Raw genomic sequence first — 18,214 nt, forward strand, 5'->3', positions numbered from 1 at the left:
CAGGACATTTATTTTGCCTTTTTTGTGTAAGATGCTTCATCTATCCATCTGTCTCTGGTATTGACATCAATGAGATATAGAATATTATCCTGCTGGGTCAACAGTAACGTTTTCGTCACAGGCATTGGTATTTTTTTATTTTCAAGCATATCTGCTCTTAAAGAAATAATATTTTTTTTCCTGACGATATCACCGGTGAAAACATTAGAACTGCTTTCTCCTGTAGCTTTATCATCGAAAACTTCTACATAAGTGGCATTGTTCCCTTTGATAATAATAAAATCCCGTTCCGTATGATCAGCTTCATCTTTGATGAAAATGAATTTTTTGTTGTCAATATTTACATTTTCAAGATGCTGATTAATGCCTTTTCTTTGTTCAAGACGGTTAAGGATTTCATTCAAAGAACCATACTGAGCTTTAAGCCCCAATGTTCCTAAAAGGGAAATCCCAATTAAAAGTTTTCTCATATGCTGTGTTTTATAAAAAAAGTTTTGCCAGAATATTGTATCCTGACAAAACCTATATTTTTAATGTAAAATTAAAGATTACCTCTTCTTTCCTGCTCTCTTTCTAATGCTTCGAATAAAGCTTTGAAATTTCCGGCACCAAAACTCTGTGCACCGTGTCTTTCAATAATTTCGAAGAATAGAGTAGGACGGTCTTCTACAGGCTTGGTAAAGATCTGTAATAAGTACCCTTCTTCATCATGATCAATAAGTATACCTAAATCCTGAAGTTTTTTAAGATCTTCATCAATATGACCTACTCTTTCAGGAACCATGTCATAATAAGCCTCTGGTGGAGCAGAAAGAAACTCTACACCACGTTTTTTCAATTCAGTTACGGTGTGGATGATATCTTTTGTAGCAACAGCGATGTGCTGTACGCCTTCTCCTTCGTAGAAATCAAGATATTCTTCTACCTGAGATTTCTTTTTACCTTCTGCAGGTTCGTTGATAGGGAATTTTGCAAATCCGTTTCCGTTGGACATTACTTTAGACATCAATGCAGAATATTCTGTGTTGATCTGCTTGTCGTCAAAAGAAAGGATATTGACAAACCCCATTACCTTTTCATACCATTCTACTGTTGGGATCATTCTGTTCCAGTCAACATTTCCTACACAGTGGTCTACATATAATAAACCTGCTTCTTCAGGCTTATAATTACTTTCCCACTTTTCATATCCAGGCATGAAAGCTCCGTTGTAATTTTTTCTTTCTACAAACATGTGGATGGTTTCTCCATATGTGTAGATTCCTGACATTCTTACCTCACCATGCTCATCAGTTAACGTTACAGGCTCTAAATATGGTTTTCCACCTCTTTTAGTTGTTTCTTCGAAAGCTGCATAAGCGTCATCTACCCAAAGTGCCAAAACTTTTACTCCGTCACCATGTTTTTTTACGTGCTCGCTGATAAGAGAGTCAGACTTCAGTCCGGTCGTTAATACCAATCTGATCTTTCCCTGTTGAAGCACATAAGATGCGCGGTCTCTTACTCCTGTTTCAGGACCCGCATAAGCTACAGACTGAAAACCGAAAGCGGTTTTGTAATAATGGGCAGCCTGTTTTGCATTTCCTACATAAAACTCAATATAATCTGTACCATTGATTGGTAAGAAATTTTCTGCTTGAGCTATTTTCTCGGCAAATGTAAGTGTTGACATATTTTCTCTTTTACTTTTATTTTATTGGTATGCAAATTACAAAATTCTTAGACATTGCGAAAATATTCCCTTGGATTCATTGAATATATTTAACATAAAGTTAAAGAAGAGTTTACTTAAGTATATTTAAGTTTCTTACGTTTGAAATCGGCTACTTACATTTGTATTACAAAAGACAAATGAAAAAAAATATTTCGAATCATGAAAGCCGTAGAGACTCTCTACGGCTTTCTTTCTATATTGTTTCAATCTTTCTGTTTAACATTCCGGCATCGGGATTATAATTATCCCATATCTTCCAGGTATTATTTATTTTCCGAATGAAGTAGATCTGTGTACTCAGCTGATTGACAAAGTGCTCTTCTCCTGTTTCGCCCACTTTGAACAGGAGATTCCAGAATTCCTGAGACTCCAGTATTTTCTTGTCCGGTTCATCTGTAACGATGTGAATATCAAAAACTTCATAATTGGACCGGTTGTTTTTAGTAACCAGATGAAAATCTTTATCACACAGTTCTTTGCTGAATTGTGATGCTCTTTCCAGGAAAGGAGAATCATCGAATACCAGATCTTTTAGCAATTCAGTGTTGTGAGTAGGAAACAGTTTATAAAATTCAAAAGCGGCTGCACAATAGTCGTAAACCATCTGTGTGAGATATGACTCATTATCTGCTGCCTGATTGCCCTGTTTCTTATATCTTATGGATAGAATATAATCGTTAAGATCTTTGTGTCCTAAGAAAATACAGATCTTATCTAACGTTTTTAGAAACCTGAGATCATTGTGGGTTTTATCCTGGTAATCATTTTCAAAAAAACGCTGCAGGGTAACATGTGAAATGGTATTTCCAATTTCAAATTTCTTTCCTCCTTTCAGTTCTTCAGCTTCAGAGAGCTCGTCTTTAATAATTTCGGAAAGAATAATATAATGGCTTCTCTTCCATTCATTCACATTCCCCAAAACAGAATTCCTTACCTTAGAATGCTTTACAACTTCTTCTCGTATCGAATTATATATAGTTTTCAATTTCCTTGTTTTTGAGTGAGTTTTATCAAAAATACTGCCAAAAGATTAGCGCTTTTTTATGATTTTATAGAGATGGGTTCAAAATATGTTTTACTATTTTAGAAAAAAAACAATTTGGAAATCCTTATCATTTGATTATCAGTGTTTAAATCTGTCGAAAGCGGCTCTCTCCAACATTTCTCTGTCGTCCGGATGGGCAATGCTGATGAGTTCCTGTGCTCTCTGTCGAAGGTTTTTTCCATACAGGTAAGCTGTTCCGTATTCAGTAACGACGTAATGAATATGACCTCTTGTTGTAACCACACCAGCTCCCTGTTTAAGAAAAGGAACGATTCTGGAAATTCCTTTTTTCGTTCTTGCAGTAATGGCTATGATAGGTTTTCCGTCATCACTTAATGCGGCACCACGCATAAAGTCCATCTGTCCTCCGATTCCACTGTACTGCATTGTTCCGATAGAGTCGGCACATACCTGTCCTGTCAGATCTATTTCGATGGCGGAATTGATGGCTACCATTTTTTTGTTTCTCATGATGTTGATCGGGAAGTTGACTTCGCTCACATCTCTGAAAGCAAATACGGTATTGTCATCTACATAGTCATACAATTTTCGGGTTCCGAAGCAGAAACTTGTAATGGTTTTATTATCATTATACCCTTTGTATTTATTGTTGATGACATCATTCTGAATAAGGTCTATAACCCCGTCACTCAGCATCTCAGTATGAATTCCCAGGTCTTTGTGATTGGTGAGGCATTTCAAAACTGCATCAGGAATAGTCCCGATACCCATCTGAAGGGTAGATTTGTCTTCAATAAGTTCAGCCACATTTTTTCCTACAAGCATTTCTTCAGCGCCTACTTTTGAACCGTAATCTACCGTTGGAAGCTCCTCTTCATGCCAAACCAGTTTATGAATTCTGCTGATGTGGATCATTCCGTCTCCATGAGTTCTGGGCATTCTTGGATTGACAATAGCAACGATTATTTTTGCCGTATCCACCGCGGCTCGTGCGATATCTACAGAAGTTCCCAACGTGCAGAAACCATGTCTGTCCGGAGGAGAAACCGTAACAATGGCCACATCCAGAGGAAGGATATTTTTTCTGAATAAAATAGGAATTTCACTTAGAAAGACAGGTACAAAGTCTCCTCTGTCAGAATTTACTGCATCACGCACAGGAATGGAAACAAATAAAGAGTTGATGAAAAAACTGTCTTTGTATTCCGGTTTTGCAATTTCTACATTTCCCTGTTGAGTAATGGAAACCATTTCTACATTTTGCAATCGATTTGACTGTCTTGCCAGCTCATCAATCAGGTAGTTGGGAGTACATGCGCTGCCATGAAAAAATACTCGGTTGCCACTTTTTATCGTATATATCGCTTCTTCTGCACTGATGTAATTATTCATATTTTATCTTTTTAGTAGGGTGTTCATCGTATTTTTTACCTCATAAAATACCTCTCTTCTTTCAAAGATAATCTTTATAACCTTACCTATTTCAAATATTTTCAGGATATTGGAAAGACTTTTGTCATGTAGGATAGTTGGGGCTGTATCTAAAAAAGAAAGGACCAAATGCATTGGCATTCAGTCCTTTTTATTTATTGCTTTGTTGTGAAATTCTTAATTAGAAACTTCAGCCATTGTTTTCTGCTTCATACTTCCTGTTTCGGAGAATCTTAAATGCCAACTGAATGATTCTTCGAGTAAATGAGGAGTATGTCCGCCTCTTTCACAAGCTCTGTCAAAATAAGACTGTAATTCTTCTTTATAATCAGGGTGAACACAGTTGTCAATGATTTTCTGTGCTCTTTCTCTCGGTGCCAATCCTCGTAAGTCTGCTAATCCGATATCTGTCACCAGAATATCAACATCATGTTCCGTATGATCAGTATGAGAAACCATAGGAAGAACATGAGAAATATTATTTCCTTTTGAAGCGGCCTGAGTTACAAAAATACTTAAGTAAGCATTTCTTGCAAAGTCTCCGGAACCTCCGATTCCGTTCATGATCTTTGTTCCTCCAATATGAGTGGAATTTACGTTTCCATAGATATCGAACTCAATAGCCGTATTGATGGCAATTACCCCTAATCTTCGGATCAGTCCCGGAGTATTGGAGATATTCTGAGGTCTTAAAACAAATTTGTCTTTATATTTTGAAAGGTTTCCTAAGACTCTTTCATAGCATTCCTGAGAAACAGTAATGGATGATGCTGAAGCAAAACTCAATTTACCGGAATCTATCAGGTCAAATGTACTGTCCTGAAGCACTTCAGAAAACATCGTCAGGTCATAAAAATTACTGTCTTTGAATCCGGTTAGAACCGCATTGGCCACTTTGCCAATACCTGCCTGAAGGGGAAGTAATCTGTCTGTAAGACGTCCTAACAGAACCTCATTTTCAAAGAATGCAAGAAGATGTTTGGCTATAGCTGTTGTTTTTTCGTCCGGTTCTGCAATGTCTGCCGGGCTGTCTTTGCGGTTGGTAAAAACAATGGCTTCAATTTTTTCAGGGTCAACGGGAATGCTTTTTCTTCCGATTTTGTTCCATGGAGCTACAATTGGAATAACGTTTCTGTAAGGATAATCTTCAGCCTGGTAGATATCATGGATTCCATAGACTTCTTCGGGAACCTCGGTGTTGATTTCGATGATCACTTTTTTAGCCAAAGCAGCGAAGGTTACTGAATTACCCACAGAAGTGGTAGGAACAATGCTTCCATCTCTTTCAATATAAGCAGCTTCGATAATGGCTACATCTATGCTCTGAAGGTTTTTAGTGTGGAGAAGTTCGGCACTTTCACTTAAATGCTGGTCGATGAAGAGAATTTCACCATTGTTGATTTTGTTCCTTAAAATAGGATCTACCTGGAAGGGCATTCTTTTCTTTAAAACATTAGCTTCTGCCAATTTTCCATCGGTACCATGCCCTAGTGAAGCTCCGGTCATCAAAGTGACTTTAAGGTTTTCTGTTTTTCCTCTTTCCGCCAGTGCAGGCAAAATAGCTTTGCTGTCACCTGCTTTTGTAAAGCCGCTGGACCCAATGGTCATGCCGTCTTTAATGATTTTTACAGCATTTTCTGCCGTAGTTACTTTTTGGTGTAGACTTTCTAATCTGATTCTTTCTAACATGTAATATTGATTTTGGTTTAAACCACCATTACTTAGGATGCGTCATGAAAAATAATGATGGTAAATATGTTAACCATGCCTCACAAATTTACGAAAAAAGACGCTTTAAATAAAGAATTTAAAGCGTCTTTTGTATGTATTCAGTAATACTTTTTGATATGAACCAGATGGATTTTTTTAATGTAAAATAAATTTATTTGAATTTTTAACCACAAAAGTCACAAAGAATTATATTTAAGCACTTTAGTTTTCTTAAGAAAGTGTTCAATAATACCGTATAAAGTGCACATTAGAAGAAAATCTTCGATTTTCAAAACTTTAGTGTTCTTTATAATCAAAGATTCACTTATAAATCTTTAGTGTTTATCTTTTGTGACTTTTGTGGTTGATATTAAAACTCAAAAGCTGTTTTAATTTTACTGTTTTATTCTAACCATGAAGTTTTGTAAGAAGGATCTTCTACTTTTAAAGCTTCTTCGGTAATTTTTAAAGGACGGAATGGATCTACCATAACGGCATATTCTTCCGTAAATTTTTTACCAATACTTCTTTCCATTGCACCTGGATGAGGTCCATGTACAATACCTCCTGGGTGTAGCGTGAAGTCCATCAGGTCAATGTGATTACGGCTCATGAAATCACCTTCTGTATAGAATAATACCTCATCAGAATCAATATTGGAGTGATTGTAAGGTGCCGGAATAGCCTGTGGATGGTAATCATACATTCTTGCACAGAATGAGCATACTACGAAATTGTGACCTTCAAAATTCTGGTGAACCGGTGGCGGTTGGTGAATTCTTCCGGTAATCGGCTCGAAATTTTTAATATTGAATTTATAAGGATAAAAATATCCGTCCCAGCCTACTACATCAAACGGATGTGTTGCATAGATGAAGTCAGTGATCTGGTTTTCTTTTTTTACTTTAATCAGGAATTCTCCTTTTTCGTCAACAGGTTCTTTGAAAACAGGAGCAATCATATCTCTTTCGCAGAACGGAGAGTGCTCCAAAAGCTGGCCGAATTCATTTCTGTATCTTTTTGGAGTATAAATTGGAGAGTGGCTTTCTAATACAAAAAATACAGTATCATCAGACTTCAGTTCTACCTGATAAATAGTTCCTCTTGGAATAATAAGATAATCTCCTGCTACAAACTCAAGATCTCCTACAAAAGTTTTTAAAATTCCGGTTCCCTGATGAACATATAAAAGTTCATCGCATTCCGCATTTTTGTAGAAATAGTCCATCGATTTTCTTGGCTTAGCCAACCCCATTTTCAAATCATTGTTCATCAAAAGGATTTTTCGGCTGTCCATGAAATCGTCTTCAGGAGTGACATTCATTCCCTTAAACATTCTTGGAGCGATGTTTTTTTCCACAGCTATTTTGGGAGTGACATCTTTCGGCTCACCGATAGATTTGATCTGCGTAGGGCGGTGGATATGATATAACAGAGAAGAAATACCATGGAAGCCTTCTGTACCGAAAAGCTGTTCATAGTAAAATTTATCTTCCGGAGACTTAAAGATCGTATGCCTTTTTGGTGGGATATTTCCCGCTAGATGATATCTCATTTTACTTTCGTATGTAGTTTCTCAAATTTAATCATTTTTCATGAATTGGCTTAATCTATATTTTTTCAGATAAGTTTTGTATTTAAAAAATAATTGTTAGATTTGTCTAACAATTTTAATTTCATGAAGCGAATACTATTTTCTATCACTTTTTTATCAACCTATTGTTTTGCACAGGAGACAGACAGTTTAAGTTTGCAGCCCAATAAAAATCTGGATTCTGCCAGAGTTACCAAAAAAGAAATCAAGACGAGTACTATAGAGGATGTAGTGGTTACCGGAACTATAAAACCGATGAGCAGATCAAAAAGCCCTGTGGCAGTAGAGATCTACAGCCAGAAGTTCTTTCAGAAAAACCCAACTCCCAGTATTTTTGAAGCTATTGCCATGGTGAATGGCGTAAAACCTCAGCTGAATTGTTCTGTGTGTAATACGGGAGATATCCACATCAATGGACTGGAAGGACCTTATACCATGATTCTGATTGACGGAATGCCGATTGTAAGTTCACTTTCCACCGTATACGGATTGAGTGGGATACCTAATAGTCTGGTGGATAGGATAGAAGTAGTAAAAGGTCCCGCATCATCCATTTATGGTTCTGAAGCGATGGGAGGGGTAATTAATATTATTACGAAAAATGCCTTGACAGCTCCTAAGCTAAGTGTAGATATGATGACAAGTACATGGAGTGAAAATAATCTTGACCTTTCAACCAAGTTCAACGTAGGAAAGAATGCCGCTTCATTATTAAGTTTAAATTATTTCAGCTTTAAAGAAAGAATAGACCAAAACAAAGATAATTTTACAGATGCTACTTTACAGAGCAGAATTTCAGTTTTTAACAAGTGGAATTTTAAAAGAAAGGAAAACAGGCAGGCAAGTTTTGCGCTGAGATACCTGTATGAAGACCGTTTTGGGGGAGAAATGCAGTGGAACAAATCTTACCGCGGCAGTGATCAGGTTTATGGAGAAAGTATTTATACCAACAGGGCAGAGGTTTTCGGGTTGTATGAATGGCCAATGAAGGAACATATTGTGACTCAGTTTTCTTATAATTATCACGATCAGAACTCATTTTACGGATCCAACCCTTTCAATGCTACACAAAAAGTAGCTTTTATGCAGACCTATTGGGACAGAAGCTTTGGGAAACATGATATTACGGCCGGATTCACTTTTAAAAGAACTTTTTACGACGACAATACACCAGGAACATTAGCATCAGACGGAATCACGAATGCTCCGATGAAATCTCCAATCTGGGGAGCTTTTATCCAGGATCAGTGGGAGATTAATGATAAAAACACCTTGTTGCTTGGGTACCGATATGACTATGACAAAGTACATCATTCTGTGCATTCACCGAGGTTAGCCTGGAAATTTTCACCCAATCCGTACCATACCCTGCGTTTCAATTTTGGGACAGGCTTCAGAGTGGTAAATTTATTTACAGAAGATCACGCTGCACTGACAGGTTCAAGGGAAGTGGTGGTAAAATCAGATCTTAAGCCGGAAAGATCGGTGAACGGAAATCTGAATTATATCTGGAAAATCCCTGTGGGAAACCGCTTGGTAAATCTTGATGCTTCCGCATTCTATACTTACTTCAGTAATAAAATTGTGGGAGATTTTGATTCTGATCCTAATAAAATTATTTATGATAATCTTCACGGATATGGAATTTCAAGAGGAGCTTCTCTGAACATTGATTTTGCGTTTCAGTTTCCACTGAGTGTCAATTTAGGAGTAACTTATCTGGATGTATACCAGAAATTTGACAATGAAAATCAGAAAACACAGCAGCTGCATGCTCCAAAATGGAGTGGAACGTACAATCTAACTTATAAGTTCCCAAGTAATCTGACCATAGATTTTACAGGACAGTTTTATGGACCGATGAGGCTTCCTGTTCTGCAGAATGATTATCGTCCTGAATATTCACCATTCTATTCTTTGGCCAATATTCAGGTATCAAAGAGTTTCAAATCAGGATTTGAAGTGTATTGCGGAATTAAAAACTTATTCAATTTTACCCCTAAAGATCCTTTGATGAGACCGTTTGACCCATTTGATAAACATGTTGATGATCCTGTCAACAATCCTAATCATTACACTTTTGATACAGCATATGGCTATGCTCCAATGCAGGGTATCAGAGGTTTTCTGGGAGTAAAATATACTTTGAAATGAAAAAAATAACTTTATTTTTAATGTTAGTGCCCTGTTTTTATCTGTCTCAGATGAAGACAGGCACTTTTTCTGAATGGGAGGTTCTGCAAAAAAAAGAATCCAGACCTGTGGTGATCCATCTTTATACAGATTGGTGTGCGGTCTGTAAAATTGAGTCTTACCGTCTGAGTAAAGATAAAGAGCTGACTGGCATGATGAATGACCATTTTTATTTCATCAATTTTGAAGCGGAAAAAACAAAGGAGACGATCCATTTTCAGAATCAGGAATTTGCATATCTGCAGAATGGAAATTCCGGAATTCATGAATTGGCACTGGCTTTGTCAAAAAATAAAAATCAGCCTGTTTATCCTTTATGGGTATTCCTGGATAAGTATCAGAATCTGGTCTATTATCAGGAAGGGCAGATGACACCTGAGAAAATGAAGCAGAAATTGCTGGAGATTTCTGCTTTGTAATCGGATGGTTTTTGTTGGAAAAACGCAAAGGCGCAAAGTTTTTTCTTTTATTATGCTGTAAGACGCAATGATTTTATCTGTGATAAAATTGTATGTTCCTAATACTATATGCATTAATCCCTGCTGAAAATCTCTGATTTTCTTGCGCCTTAAACAGCATCATATTTATTTCTTTGCGCCTTTGCGTTTACTCAACTTTAAAAGGTCTTCTTTTTATTTCCCGCAGATCATACAGAACACACAGATTTTTGTTTGTTGAATTTTTAAAATCTGTGAGAACTATCCAATCTTTAAATTTTTTAAATAATTAAATCTTTTAATTTTCCCCATCCGCATCAATCAAAACTGCCAGCTGAATACAAGGTTCATCAGAGCGATTGCTCCACGCATGATTCGTTCCTCTTTGAATAACGATATCGCCCGGTTTCAAAAGAGTTTCCCCTTCTTCCATGATGAGGTAAAGTTCACCGGAAAGGATAATGATATAATCCAGTGTCGGAGTTTGATGCATCATCGGATGGGGTTCATTCTTTTTCCATTCAACCCCTAAATCTTTATCAGGAGGAACAACTACATACCGAAAGTAAGTACCATTTTTAGGAGTCTGTGGAAATCCGGTGTTAGGAATTCTGGTTTCAAATTCCAGGCTTGCTGGCGTTGTCTGCGTATTCCATACATCAGAAATTATTAATCCCGGAAAATGTTCTACTGCGTTTTCTACCTGCTGGTCTTCTATGATGATGGATTTTCCTTCTTTTATTCCTGTTACGATTCGTCTTGGTATTTTGTTCATAGATTAGTGTTTCATGATCAGTTTATGGCCGTGGGTCTGATTGTTTTTTAAAATAGAATGTGCTTTCAAAACGGTTTCCAAAGAAAGATTTCCTATGAGTTTATGCTGAGGTGGAAGAATAGTTCCGGTTTCGATGAGTTTTTTTATTTCAAGTAAGCTGTTTTTATAATACTCATACTTTTTAGCCATTCCGTAAGTATAATTGGAGATATTCATGATCAGGCTTCCTTTATTGAAAAGCATTTCATGAGCATCCTTTGTGACTAAAGCTGTTACATCTACGTAAGTTCCATTAATTTTTAAAACCTTTGCAGTGACTTCTGACATATAATTTCCTACGAGATCAACTCCAAACTCAAAGGGTTGATCATTATTGGCTTTTAAAATATTTTCAATAAGATTTTCTTCCCTGTAATTAACGATCTGATGGCTTTTTAATCCTAAATTCAAAAGCATCTGCCTGTTTTCTTCACTGCCAACGGTTGCTGTGATCTGTCGAATGTTATGGGCAAGTAAAAGTTTAATCAAAAATGAACCAACACCTCCAGCTGCGCCAGTGACAAGGAGTGTATTTTCCGGATGTAATTTCAGACGGTTAAAGATCTGCAACGACGTAAGTCCAACTGAAGGAATGGAGGCTGCCTGTTCAAACGAGATATTTTTTGGTTTAAAAGACACAATAGCTTCAGGTATGGCAATATATTCTGCGTAAGTACCGTTGCTTCCCATAGAACCGCTGCCACAATAGACTTCGTCACCAATATTGAACTGTGTAACTTCTGGACCTTTGCCGACAATGATTCCTGATAGCTCTCTTCCTAATATGGGTGAACTGACTAGTTTTCTTTCCAGTTCGTTTTCCAGCATCTGATAATCGATGGGATTGAAACCACTGGCTTTAATCTGGATTAAAACTTCATTGTTTTTAGGTTTTGGCTGTTCTGTAAAACCATCCTCTAATTTTCCATTTTTATTTAAAATAACTGCTTTCATACTTTAAAATTTGATACACAAATGTAAAGAGGGAATAGTTTATATTTGCTACTAGTTAACTAATGGTAACTAGTTACCTTCATGAAACTATTATGGCAAAAATTACTGAAAACGGTATCGAAAGAGAAGCTAGCTGTACAGAAGAATTGTTCGCAATGCGTGACAGTCTGGATGTTTTAGGAGGGAAATGGAAACTGATGATTTTACGGTATCTGACGAACAGACCTGATCAGATGATTCATTTTAAAAAGCTGGAACGCAGTATCGAAGGAATTTCTGCAAAAATGCTGAGCAAGGAATTAAAAGAACTGGAAACAAATCTTCTGATCACCAGAACCATTCAGGATACGAAACCTATCACGGTAACGTACGCAGTAACAGAATACGGGAAGTCTGTATTTCCGGTGACAGAAACATTGGTAAACTGGGGAATACTTCATCGGGAGAAAATCAAAGAATCAATGGGATAGTTATGAGATATTGGAAAACGCAAAGACGCAAAAATTTTCCTTTAAATATGTCTTAAGGCGCAAGGATTTTATCTTTGATACAATTTAATTCTGTTGAATTTTAACTGAAACAAGCTTGCTGAAAATCTTTGATTTTCTTGCGCCTTAAAGCAGTATGTTATTAAATTTCTTTGCGCCTTTGCGATTACTAATACATATTGCTTCATAGAGAAAAGATTAAATAATTTATGTCGATGAAAAAATCCTCAGACCTGAATCAGGTTGAGGATTTTAATACTATCAAATTGTATCGCTATATTAATTTTTATCCAGCCATAAATTTACCAGTTCAGCATGTTCTTCCACCCACTTTTTTGCGGTGGCTTCTTTGTTTTTACTGTCTTCCATTTTGGTTAAAAGATCAGCCATATTTTCATCATCAAAATGGATTTTAGAAAAGAATTTTGCCAATTCCGGATGATCTTTGCCAAAGCTTTTTCTGGAATAGGTTTTAATCTGTTCTGCTTCTCCATATATTTTTTTTGGATCCTCAATAAACTTAAGCTTCATTTTACCAAACATCCAGTGAGGCTGCCATCCGGTTACCACAATCCATTCTTTTCGTTGTATGGCATTCTGTAATTCAGTGATCATGGCAATGGTAGAGGAGTTGATCTGCTGATAATCCAGTTTATAATCAATAATTGCTTTATCAGTTCCGGTGGTTAATCCTGCTCCTTTTTCAATTCCTATAATTCTGTGATTGAATTGATCTTTATGCTGATTGAGCTCTTCAATAGAGTTAACGGGAACATATTCAGGTACGACCAATCCTATACGGCCGTTGTCATAATTGGTTCCAAGATGAGTTAATCCCGGAAATTTGGCAAGCTTTTTAGCATGGGTGTAGGGAAGCCAGACTCCCATGAAAAGGTCTGTATCTTCATTATTCATCGAAGCCAGAATCATATCCGTTGAGGCTTTTTGAATAATAACGTGATATCCTTGCTCATCCAGAATGGCTTTTGCAACGTGTGTCATGGCCACATCTTCCGCCCAGCCATCTACCATTCCGATGGTGATATATTTAGAGTTTTTTATATTTTCACACGAATATAATGCAGCAAAGACCACTATTAAAATCGGAAAAAATAGATATTTTAATTGTTTCATCTTATTGTTTTTTCTTTACAAATCCCTGGGTAATCCTGTCAAGAATAATGGCTAAAATCACAACGGATAATCCACTTTCAAATCCTAATCCAATATCCAGGTTATTAATTCCTTCCAATACTTTCTCTCCTAAACCACCTGCAGCAATCATTCCTGCGATCACCACCATGGATAAGGATAACAATATGGTTTGATTGATCCCTGTTAAGATCGTTTTCATTGCTAAAGGAAGCTCTACTTTAAACAGAATCTGACGGTTGGTTGCCCCAAAAGCTCTGGCGGCTTCCACAATGTCTTTCGGAACGGCTTCAATTCCCAATGCTGTTAATCGTACCGCTGGTGGCATTGCAAAAATGATCGTTGCAAAAGCTCCGGGTACTTTACCGATACTGAAAAATAGTACAGCTGGAATCAGATAGACAAATGCAGGCATTGTCTGCATTAAATCCAGTAAAGGACGAATGATTTTGTCAGCTATTTTACTTTTTGCAGCTAAAATTCCCAGCGGAATAGAAAGGATAAGGGCAGTAATGGTGGACACAAAAATAAGAGCCAGCGTTTCCATCGTTTCTTTCCATAATCCCATTAAAAATATTAAACTCAGTCCGGCTGCGGTTACTACGGCAATACCTTTTCCAGCTTTCCATAATGCCAGCAGCGTAAAAAAGAGAATGATTACATAAAAAGGAGTGTTTGTTAATACCCATTCAATCCCCATTATAGAGGAGTTTCCTACATGTTTTATGACATCAAATACAGGTTTTCCATTTTCTGTGAGCCAATTGATTGCAGTTTCTACATATTGACCTATATCTATAGTTTTATTCATCTTATTGGTTGTTTGCGATTTCTTTTAATTCAATAATTTCTTCTTCGTTAAACTTGGTCGCTTCTATGACAAGAGATAACTGGGTGACAAGACCTAAAAATTTGTTGTCTTCATCAATTACTGCAATGGCTGACTTACTTCCGGAAATTAATGGCAGCATTTCTTCCACAGTTACCTCAGGATAAACTGAAGGAACATTACTGTTGATAATTGATTCTACCGTTGGTTCTTTCTTTCTGGCAATGCGGACTACATCATTAAGGGTCACAAAACCCAGAAATTTATTTTGAAAATCTACCACAGGTAAGTTTTCTAATCCTGTGGCTCTCATTTTTCTTAAAGCTCCTTCCGGACCGTCTTTTCTGAAACGTACCACCGTAGCCTTATCGAACATCAGAGATCTGGCAGTGATAATTGTTTTACGGTCTACTTTCTCTACGAAAGCTTTTACATAGTCGCTGGCAGGATTGGTTAAAATATCTTCTGCTGTTCCTATCTGTTCTATCACACCATCTTTCATAATGACGATACGGTCTCCGATTTTAATGGCTTCGTCCAGATCATGCGTAATAAAGACAATGGTTTTTTGTAAAGTATTCTGCAGTTCAAGCATCTGATCCTGCATTTCAGATTTTATTAATGGATCCAGTGCAGAAAAGGCTTCATCCATAAGTAATACTTCAGGATCGTTGGCCAAAGCTCTTGCTAATCCTACTCTCTGCTGCATTCCTCCTGAAAGTTGGGAAGGATACTGATTTTCAAAGCCATTCAATCCTACAATATCCAGTGCTTTCTGTGCTTTTTCATCGCGGGAAGCTTTGCTTTCTCCTCTGATTTCCAGCCCGAAACCTGCATTATCTAAGATAGTATGATGAGGCAGCAATCCGAATTTCTGGAATACCATACTCATTTCCGTTCTTCTTACTTCCAGAAGTTCTTTGTTGTTTTTGCTCGTAATATCATCGTCATTGATATATACTTTCCCTGAGGTGGGCTCATTCAGCCTGTTTAGGCAGCGCAGTAACGTAGATTTACCACTTCCTGATAATCCCATGATAACAAAGAATTCTCCTTCATAGATCTCAAAACTTGCTTTGTTGATTCCTATGGTACAGCCTGTTTTTTCAAGAATTTCCTTTTTGGAAAAGCCTTTGTCTAAAAGTTCCTGTGCTTTTTCTTTGTTTTTGCCAAAAATAATAGTCAGATCTTCAACTTTAAGTTTTACTTTTCTACTGTTTTCATTTTTTTCCATATTCAGAATTTTTGAATTAATAAATGATATAAAAAATTGTACACCAATTTATTATATACGTTTAGCTTTAGTTGTTCTGCTGATGAGGATAGGATAAAATAATTTGCTAAGCTTTTAATGATAAAAGCTTTTAACAAAAAAATAATGCATAAGAACCATGAGGCCTTATGTTTATTTTAAATATTTCAATAGATTATACTCTAGAAAAAGAGTGCATTTATGTAAAAAGAAATTAATCTTTTACATAGATTCTACAATTAAATTACTGATGAGGTAATTACAGATATGTGTACTGAACAACTTGAACGCCTACTTTGCATCAAAATGCAGGCCAGCATAAAAAAACTGTGTATCAATTTTTTATGACGATGCAAATTTACGAATTTTATATTAAATGGATTTTTACGACTGTAATGTATTGATTTTCAATAGCGTTTTTGAATTGAGATTTCATGAAAATTTTTCTCTTACTACTAAAGCTAAGAGAAGATTGACATTGTTGGTATGATCCGGAAAATTATTTCAATAAAACGGCAATGATTGCCAGTATGGCAGGAAGTGCCTGTACAAAGAATATTTTTTTTGTGGCAGAAATAGCCCCATAAATTCCAGCCACAGCTACACATCCTAAGAAGAATAAAGCAACATTGGTCTGCCATTGCGGATCTTTAATCAAAAATGACCAGATGAGTCCGGCAGCAAGGAAACCATTGTAAAGTCCCTGATTAGCAGCCAGCCCTTTGGTGGGTTTAAACATTTCTGCAGGTAAAGCAGCTTTAAAAACTTCTTTTCCTTTTGTTTCCCATGCAAACATTTCCATCCACAGAATGTAGAGATGTTCTATTGCGACTAAGGCGATCAAAATTTTTGCAACGATGTCCATGATTTATTGTTTTTTGGAATTGTAAAACTAAAAAAATAAAGTTAAGTTTGATTACTAAATATTACAATGGAAACTTTCAAGGCACATTTAGATAAATTTATTACAATCACCAATGAGGAATTTGCTTCTATCATTTCTTTTTTTCAGGTTTTAAAAGTGAAAAAGAAAGAAAATCTGATGCTTGAAGGTGATATCTGTAAATTTAAATATTTCGTTGTGGAAGGTTGTCTGAGAAAGTTTTTTGTCAACGAAAAAGGAGTAGAACAAACCACAGAATTTGCTATAGAAACCTGGTGGATGTCGGATACTTTTGCTTTTGAAAAACAAGTGAAGTCAGGCTTTAATATTCAGGCCGTGGAAAATTCCAGCATTTTAACCATTGACTTTCAGTCTCAGGAACTTTTACTGGAAAAGCACCCCGTTATGGAACGTTATTTCAGAATGGTGTACCAGACGGCTTATGCTGCTGCCGAAAAAAGAATCCGTTATATTTATGAGATGACCAAAGAAGAATATTATGTGCACTTCAGTACGTTGTATCCTTGGTTTATACAGAGAATTCCACAATATTTAATTGCTTCCTTTTTAGGGTTTACTCCAGAATATCTGAGTGAAATCAGGGCCAAGTTACGATCTTAAACCAGTTTAAGATTTTTACGGTTCAGAAACCGGAAATTTGTCATGTTATTAAAAGCCAATACAATGACAGATACCCAAAATCAATTTCCGCAGTTATTTTTAAGACTCGCTCTTGCTGTAACCATGCTTTCTGCTGTGGCAGATCGGTTTGGATTATGGAGCAAAGAAAATTCGGCATGGGGAAATATGGCGAGCTTTGAAGAATATACCAGACAGCTGACATTTTTTCTTCCGGAAACAATGAGTACGTTTTCAGCATATGCTGCTACTTTCTTCGAGATCCTTTTTCCATTAATGTTGATTGCTGGGTTTAAAACCAAAATTGCCGCGTATGGAAGCAGTATTCTGCTGTTGATTTTTGCCATATCCATGACCATTGCTTCAGGACCTAAAGCTCCACTGAACTATTCTGTTTGGGTGGCAAGTGCTGCGGCTCTTTTATTGGCCGTTCAACAACAATATTCTTTAAGTATAGATCAATTAACCAAAAAATAATAATATAATGAGCGCAAGATTAAATATTGCAACAGTAGACTCAGCAGCTTATAAAGCGATGCTTGGATTGGAAGGATACCTACAAACAATTTCATTGACACACATTCAGAAGGAACTGATTAAGATCAGAGCTTCACAGATCAATAAATGTGCTTTTTGTCTTGATATGCATACAAAAGATGCTATCAAATATGGTGAAACCACTCAAAGAATTTTTATTCTGAACGGATGGACAGAAGCCAAAGAATTCTTTACAGAAGAAGAGCAGGTACTTTTGTTGATGACAGAGGAAATTACATTGATAAGCGACAAAGGATTAACTGAAGAGACCTATCAAAAAGCAAAATCTTTTTTTGATGATAACCAGATCGCTCAGATCATCATGGCTATCGTAACGATCAATGCATGGAACAGAATTGCAGTGAGTACTCATCTTCCGGTTGGAAAATAAGGAAGATTGCATTATTTACGGATATTTACTTTATTTAACAAAATGGCCTTTCAAAACTGAAAGGCCATTTTAATGCAAGAAGCAAAGGGACAATGTAATTCTGTTTTAAGTATTAATTCTAAAAATAAATCTTAAAGGTTAGTTTTATTTTTTCAAAACAGGCATTACTTTGTCTCTCTGCTTTTTATAG

At 36.4% G+C, this 18,214-nt stretch carries 18 protein-coding genes; 6 read left to right on the forward strand and 12 right to left on the reverse strand.

Annotated features, from left to right (window positions below):
• Nucleotides 1-8: 8 nt before the first annotated feature.
• The 6 genes from GFU89_RS21240 to GFU89_RS21265 form a co-directional block, all read right to left on the reverse strand.
• Nucleotides 9-470, reverse strand: coding sequence for a hypothetical protein (locus GFU89_RS21240; protein ID WP_318849024.1), 462 nt, complete (start codon nt 468-470; stop codon nt 9-11).
• Nucleotides 471-541: 71 nt separating this feature from the next.
• Nucleotides 542-1,672 (reverse strand): 4-hydroxyphenylpyruvate dioxygenase, encoded by a 1,131-nt coding sequence (gene hppD, locus GFU89_RS21245; RefSeq protein WP_318849025.1) that lies wholly within the window; start codon nt 1,670-1,672, stop codon nt 542-544.
• 235 nt (nt 1,673-1,907) lie between these two features.
• The gene (locus GFU89_RS21250; protein WP_318849026.1) at nt 1,908-2,699 is read right to left on the reverse strand and encodes a hypothetical protein; all 792 of its coding nucleotides are present in this window, start codon (nt 2,697-2,699) and stop codon (nt 1,908-1,910) included.
• 138 nt (nt 2,700-2,837) lie between these two features.
• On the reverse strand, nt 2,838-4,112 hold the full coding sequence (locus GFU89_RS21255; RefSeq protein ID WP_318849027.1) for an acetyl-CoA hydrolase/transferase family protein: 1,275 nt from the start codon (nt 4,110-4,112) through the stop codon (nt 2,838-2,840).
• A 216-nt stretch (nt 4,113-4,328) separates the two neighbouring features.
• Nucleotides 4,329-5,840 carry a succinate CoA transferase gene (locus GFU89_RS21260; RefSeq protein ID WP_318849028.1) on the reverse strand — a complete coding sequence of 504 codons (1,512 nt, stop codon included), beginning with the start codon at nt 5,838-5,840 and terminating at the stop codon, nt 4,329-4,331.
• A gap of 424 nt (nt 5,841-6,264) precedes the next feature.
• Nucleotides 6,265-7,416: a homogentisate 1,2-dioxygenase gene (locus tag GFU89_RS21265; RefSeq protein ID WP_318849029.1), complete on the reverse strand. Its 1,152-nt coding sequence runs from the start codon at nt 7,414-7,416 to the stop codon at nt 6,265-6,267.
• A gap of 123 nt (nt 7,417-7,539) precedes the next feature.
• Between GFU89_RS21265 and GFU89_RS21270 the strand changes: the two genes are divergently transcribed.
• Both GFU89_RS21270 and GFU89_RS21275 read left to right on the forward strand, forming a co-directional pair.
• Nucleotides 7,540-9,609, forward strand: a complete 2,070-nt coding sequence (locus tag GFU89_RS21270) for a TonB-dependent receptor plug domain-containing protein (protein ID WP_318849030.1) — start codon at nt 7,540-7,542, stop codon at nt 9,607-9,609.
• A complete protein-coding gene (locus tag GFU89_RS21275) occupies nt 9,606-10,067 on the forward strand; it encodes a thioredoxin fold domain-containing protein (protein ID WP_318849031.1) in 462 nt (153 codons plus the stop codon). Before GFU89_RS21270 ends, GFU89_RS21275 begins: the two co-directional genes overlap by 4 nt.
• Nucleotides 10,068-10,383: 316 nt before the next feature.
• Here the strand turns inward: GFU89_RS21275 and GFU89_RS21280 are convergent, their stop codons facing one another.
• Together GFU89_RS21280 and GFU89_RS21285 are read right to left on the reverse strand one after the other, a co-directional pair.
• Complete coding sequence (locus tag GFU89_RS21280; protein ID WP_318849032.1) at nt 10,384-10,860, reverse strand: cupin domain-containing protein; 477 nt, start codon at nt 10,858-10,860, stop codon at nt 10,384-10,386.
• A 3-nt stretch (nt 10,861-10,863) separates the two neighbouring features.
• Nucleotides 10,864-11,853 (reverse strand): NADP-dependent oxidoreductase, encoded by a 990-nt coding sequence (locus GFU89_RS21285; protein WP_318849033.1) that lies wholly within the window; start codon nt 11,851-11,853, stop codon nt 10,864-10,866.
• A 92-nt stretch (nt 11,854-11,945) separates the two neighbouring features.
• Between GFU89_RS21285 and GFU89_RS21290 the strand changes: the two genes are divergently transcribed.
• The gene (locus tag GFU89_RS21290) at nt 11,946-12,323 is read left to right on the forward strand and encodes a winged helix-turn-helix transcriptional regulator (protein ID WP_047424526.1); all 378 of its coding nucleotides are present in this window, start codon (nt 11,946-11,948) and stop codon (nt 12,321-12,323) included.
• Between the two features lie 297 nt (nt 12,324-12,620).
• On the opposite strand, the gene GFU89_RS21295 is transcribed toward GFU89_RS21290, so the two are convergent.
• From GFU89_RS21295 to GFU89_RS21310, 4 genes are all read right to left on the reverse strand, one after another.
• Nucleotides 12,621-13,475, reverse strand: a complete 855-nt coding sequence (locus GFU89_RS21295) for a glycine betaine ABC transporter substrate-binding protein (RefSeq protein WP_318849034.1) — start codon at nt 13,473-13,475, stop codon at nt 12,621-12,623.
• 1 nt (nt 13,476) lies between these two features.
• The gene (locus GFU89_RS21300; RefSeq protein ID WP_047424380.1) at nt 13,477-14,304 is read right to left on the reverse strand and encodes an ABC transporter permease; all 828 of its coding nucleotides are present in this window, start codon (nt 14,302-14,304) and stop codon (nt 13,477-13,479) included.
• 1 nt (nt 14,305) lies between these two features.
• Nucleotides 14,306-15,556 carry a quaternary amine ABC transporter ATP-binding protein gene (locus GFU89_RS21305; RefSeq protein WP_047382703.1) on the reverse strand — a complete coding sequence of 417 codons (1,251 nt, stop codon included), beginning with the start codon at nt 15,554-15,556 and terminating at the stop codon, nt 14,306-14,308.
• Nucleotides 15,557-16,073: 517 nt separating this feature from the next.
• Complete coding sequence (locus GFU89_RS21310; RefSeq protein WP_318849035.1) at nt 16,074-16,439, reverse strand: DUF1304 domain-containing protein; 366 nt, start codon at nt 16,437-16,439, stop codon at nt 16,074-16,076.
• Nucleotides 16,440-16,505: 66 nt separating this feature from the next.
• Between GFU89_RS21310 and GFU89_RS21315 the strand changes: the two genes are divergently transcribed.
• From GFU89_RS21315 to GFU89_RS21325, 3 genes are all read left to right on the forward strand, one after another.
• On the forward strand, nt 16,506-17,078 hold the full coding sequence (locus tag GFU89_RS21315; RefSeq protein ID WP_318849036.1) for a Crp/Fnr family transcriptional regulator: 573 nt from the start codon (nt 16,506-16,508) through the stop codon (nt 17,076-17,078).
• A 63-nt stretch (nt 17,079-17,141) separates the two neighbouring features.
• On the forward strand, nt 17,142-17,573 hold the full coding sequence (locus GFU89_RS21320) for a DoxX family protein (protein ID WP_318849037.1): 432 nt from the start codon (nt 17,142-17,144) through the stop codon (nt 17,571-17,573).
• Between the two features lie 7 nt (nt 17,574-17,580).
• The gene (locus GFU89_RS21325) at nt 17,581-18,024 is read left to right on the forward strand and encodes a carboxymuconolactone decarboxylase family protein (RefSeq protein ID WP_318849038.1); all 444 of its coding nucleotides are present in this window, start codon (nt 17,581-17,583) and stop codon (nt 18,022-18,024) included.
• Nucleotides 18,025-18,214 lie beyond the last annotated feature (190 nt).

Source organism: Chryseobacterium sp. JV558, assembly GCF_033712365.1.
GTDB lineage: Bacteria > Bacteroidota > Bacteroidia > Flavobacteriales > Weeksellaceae > Chryseobacterium.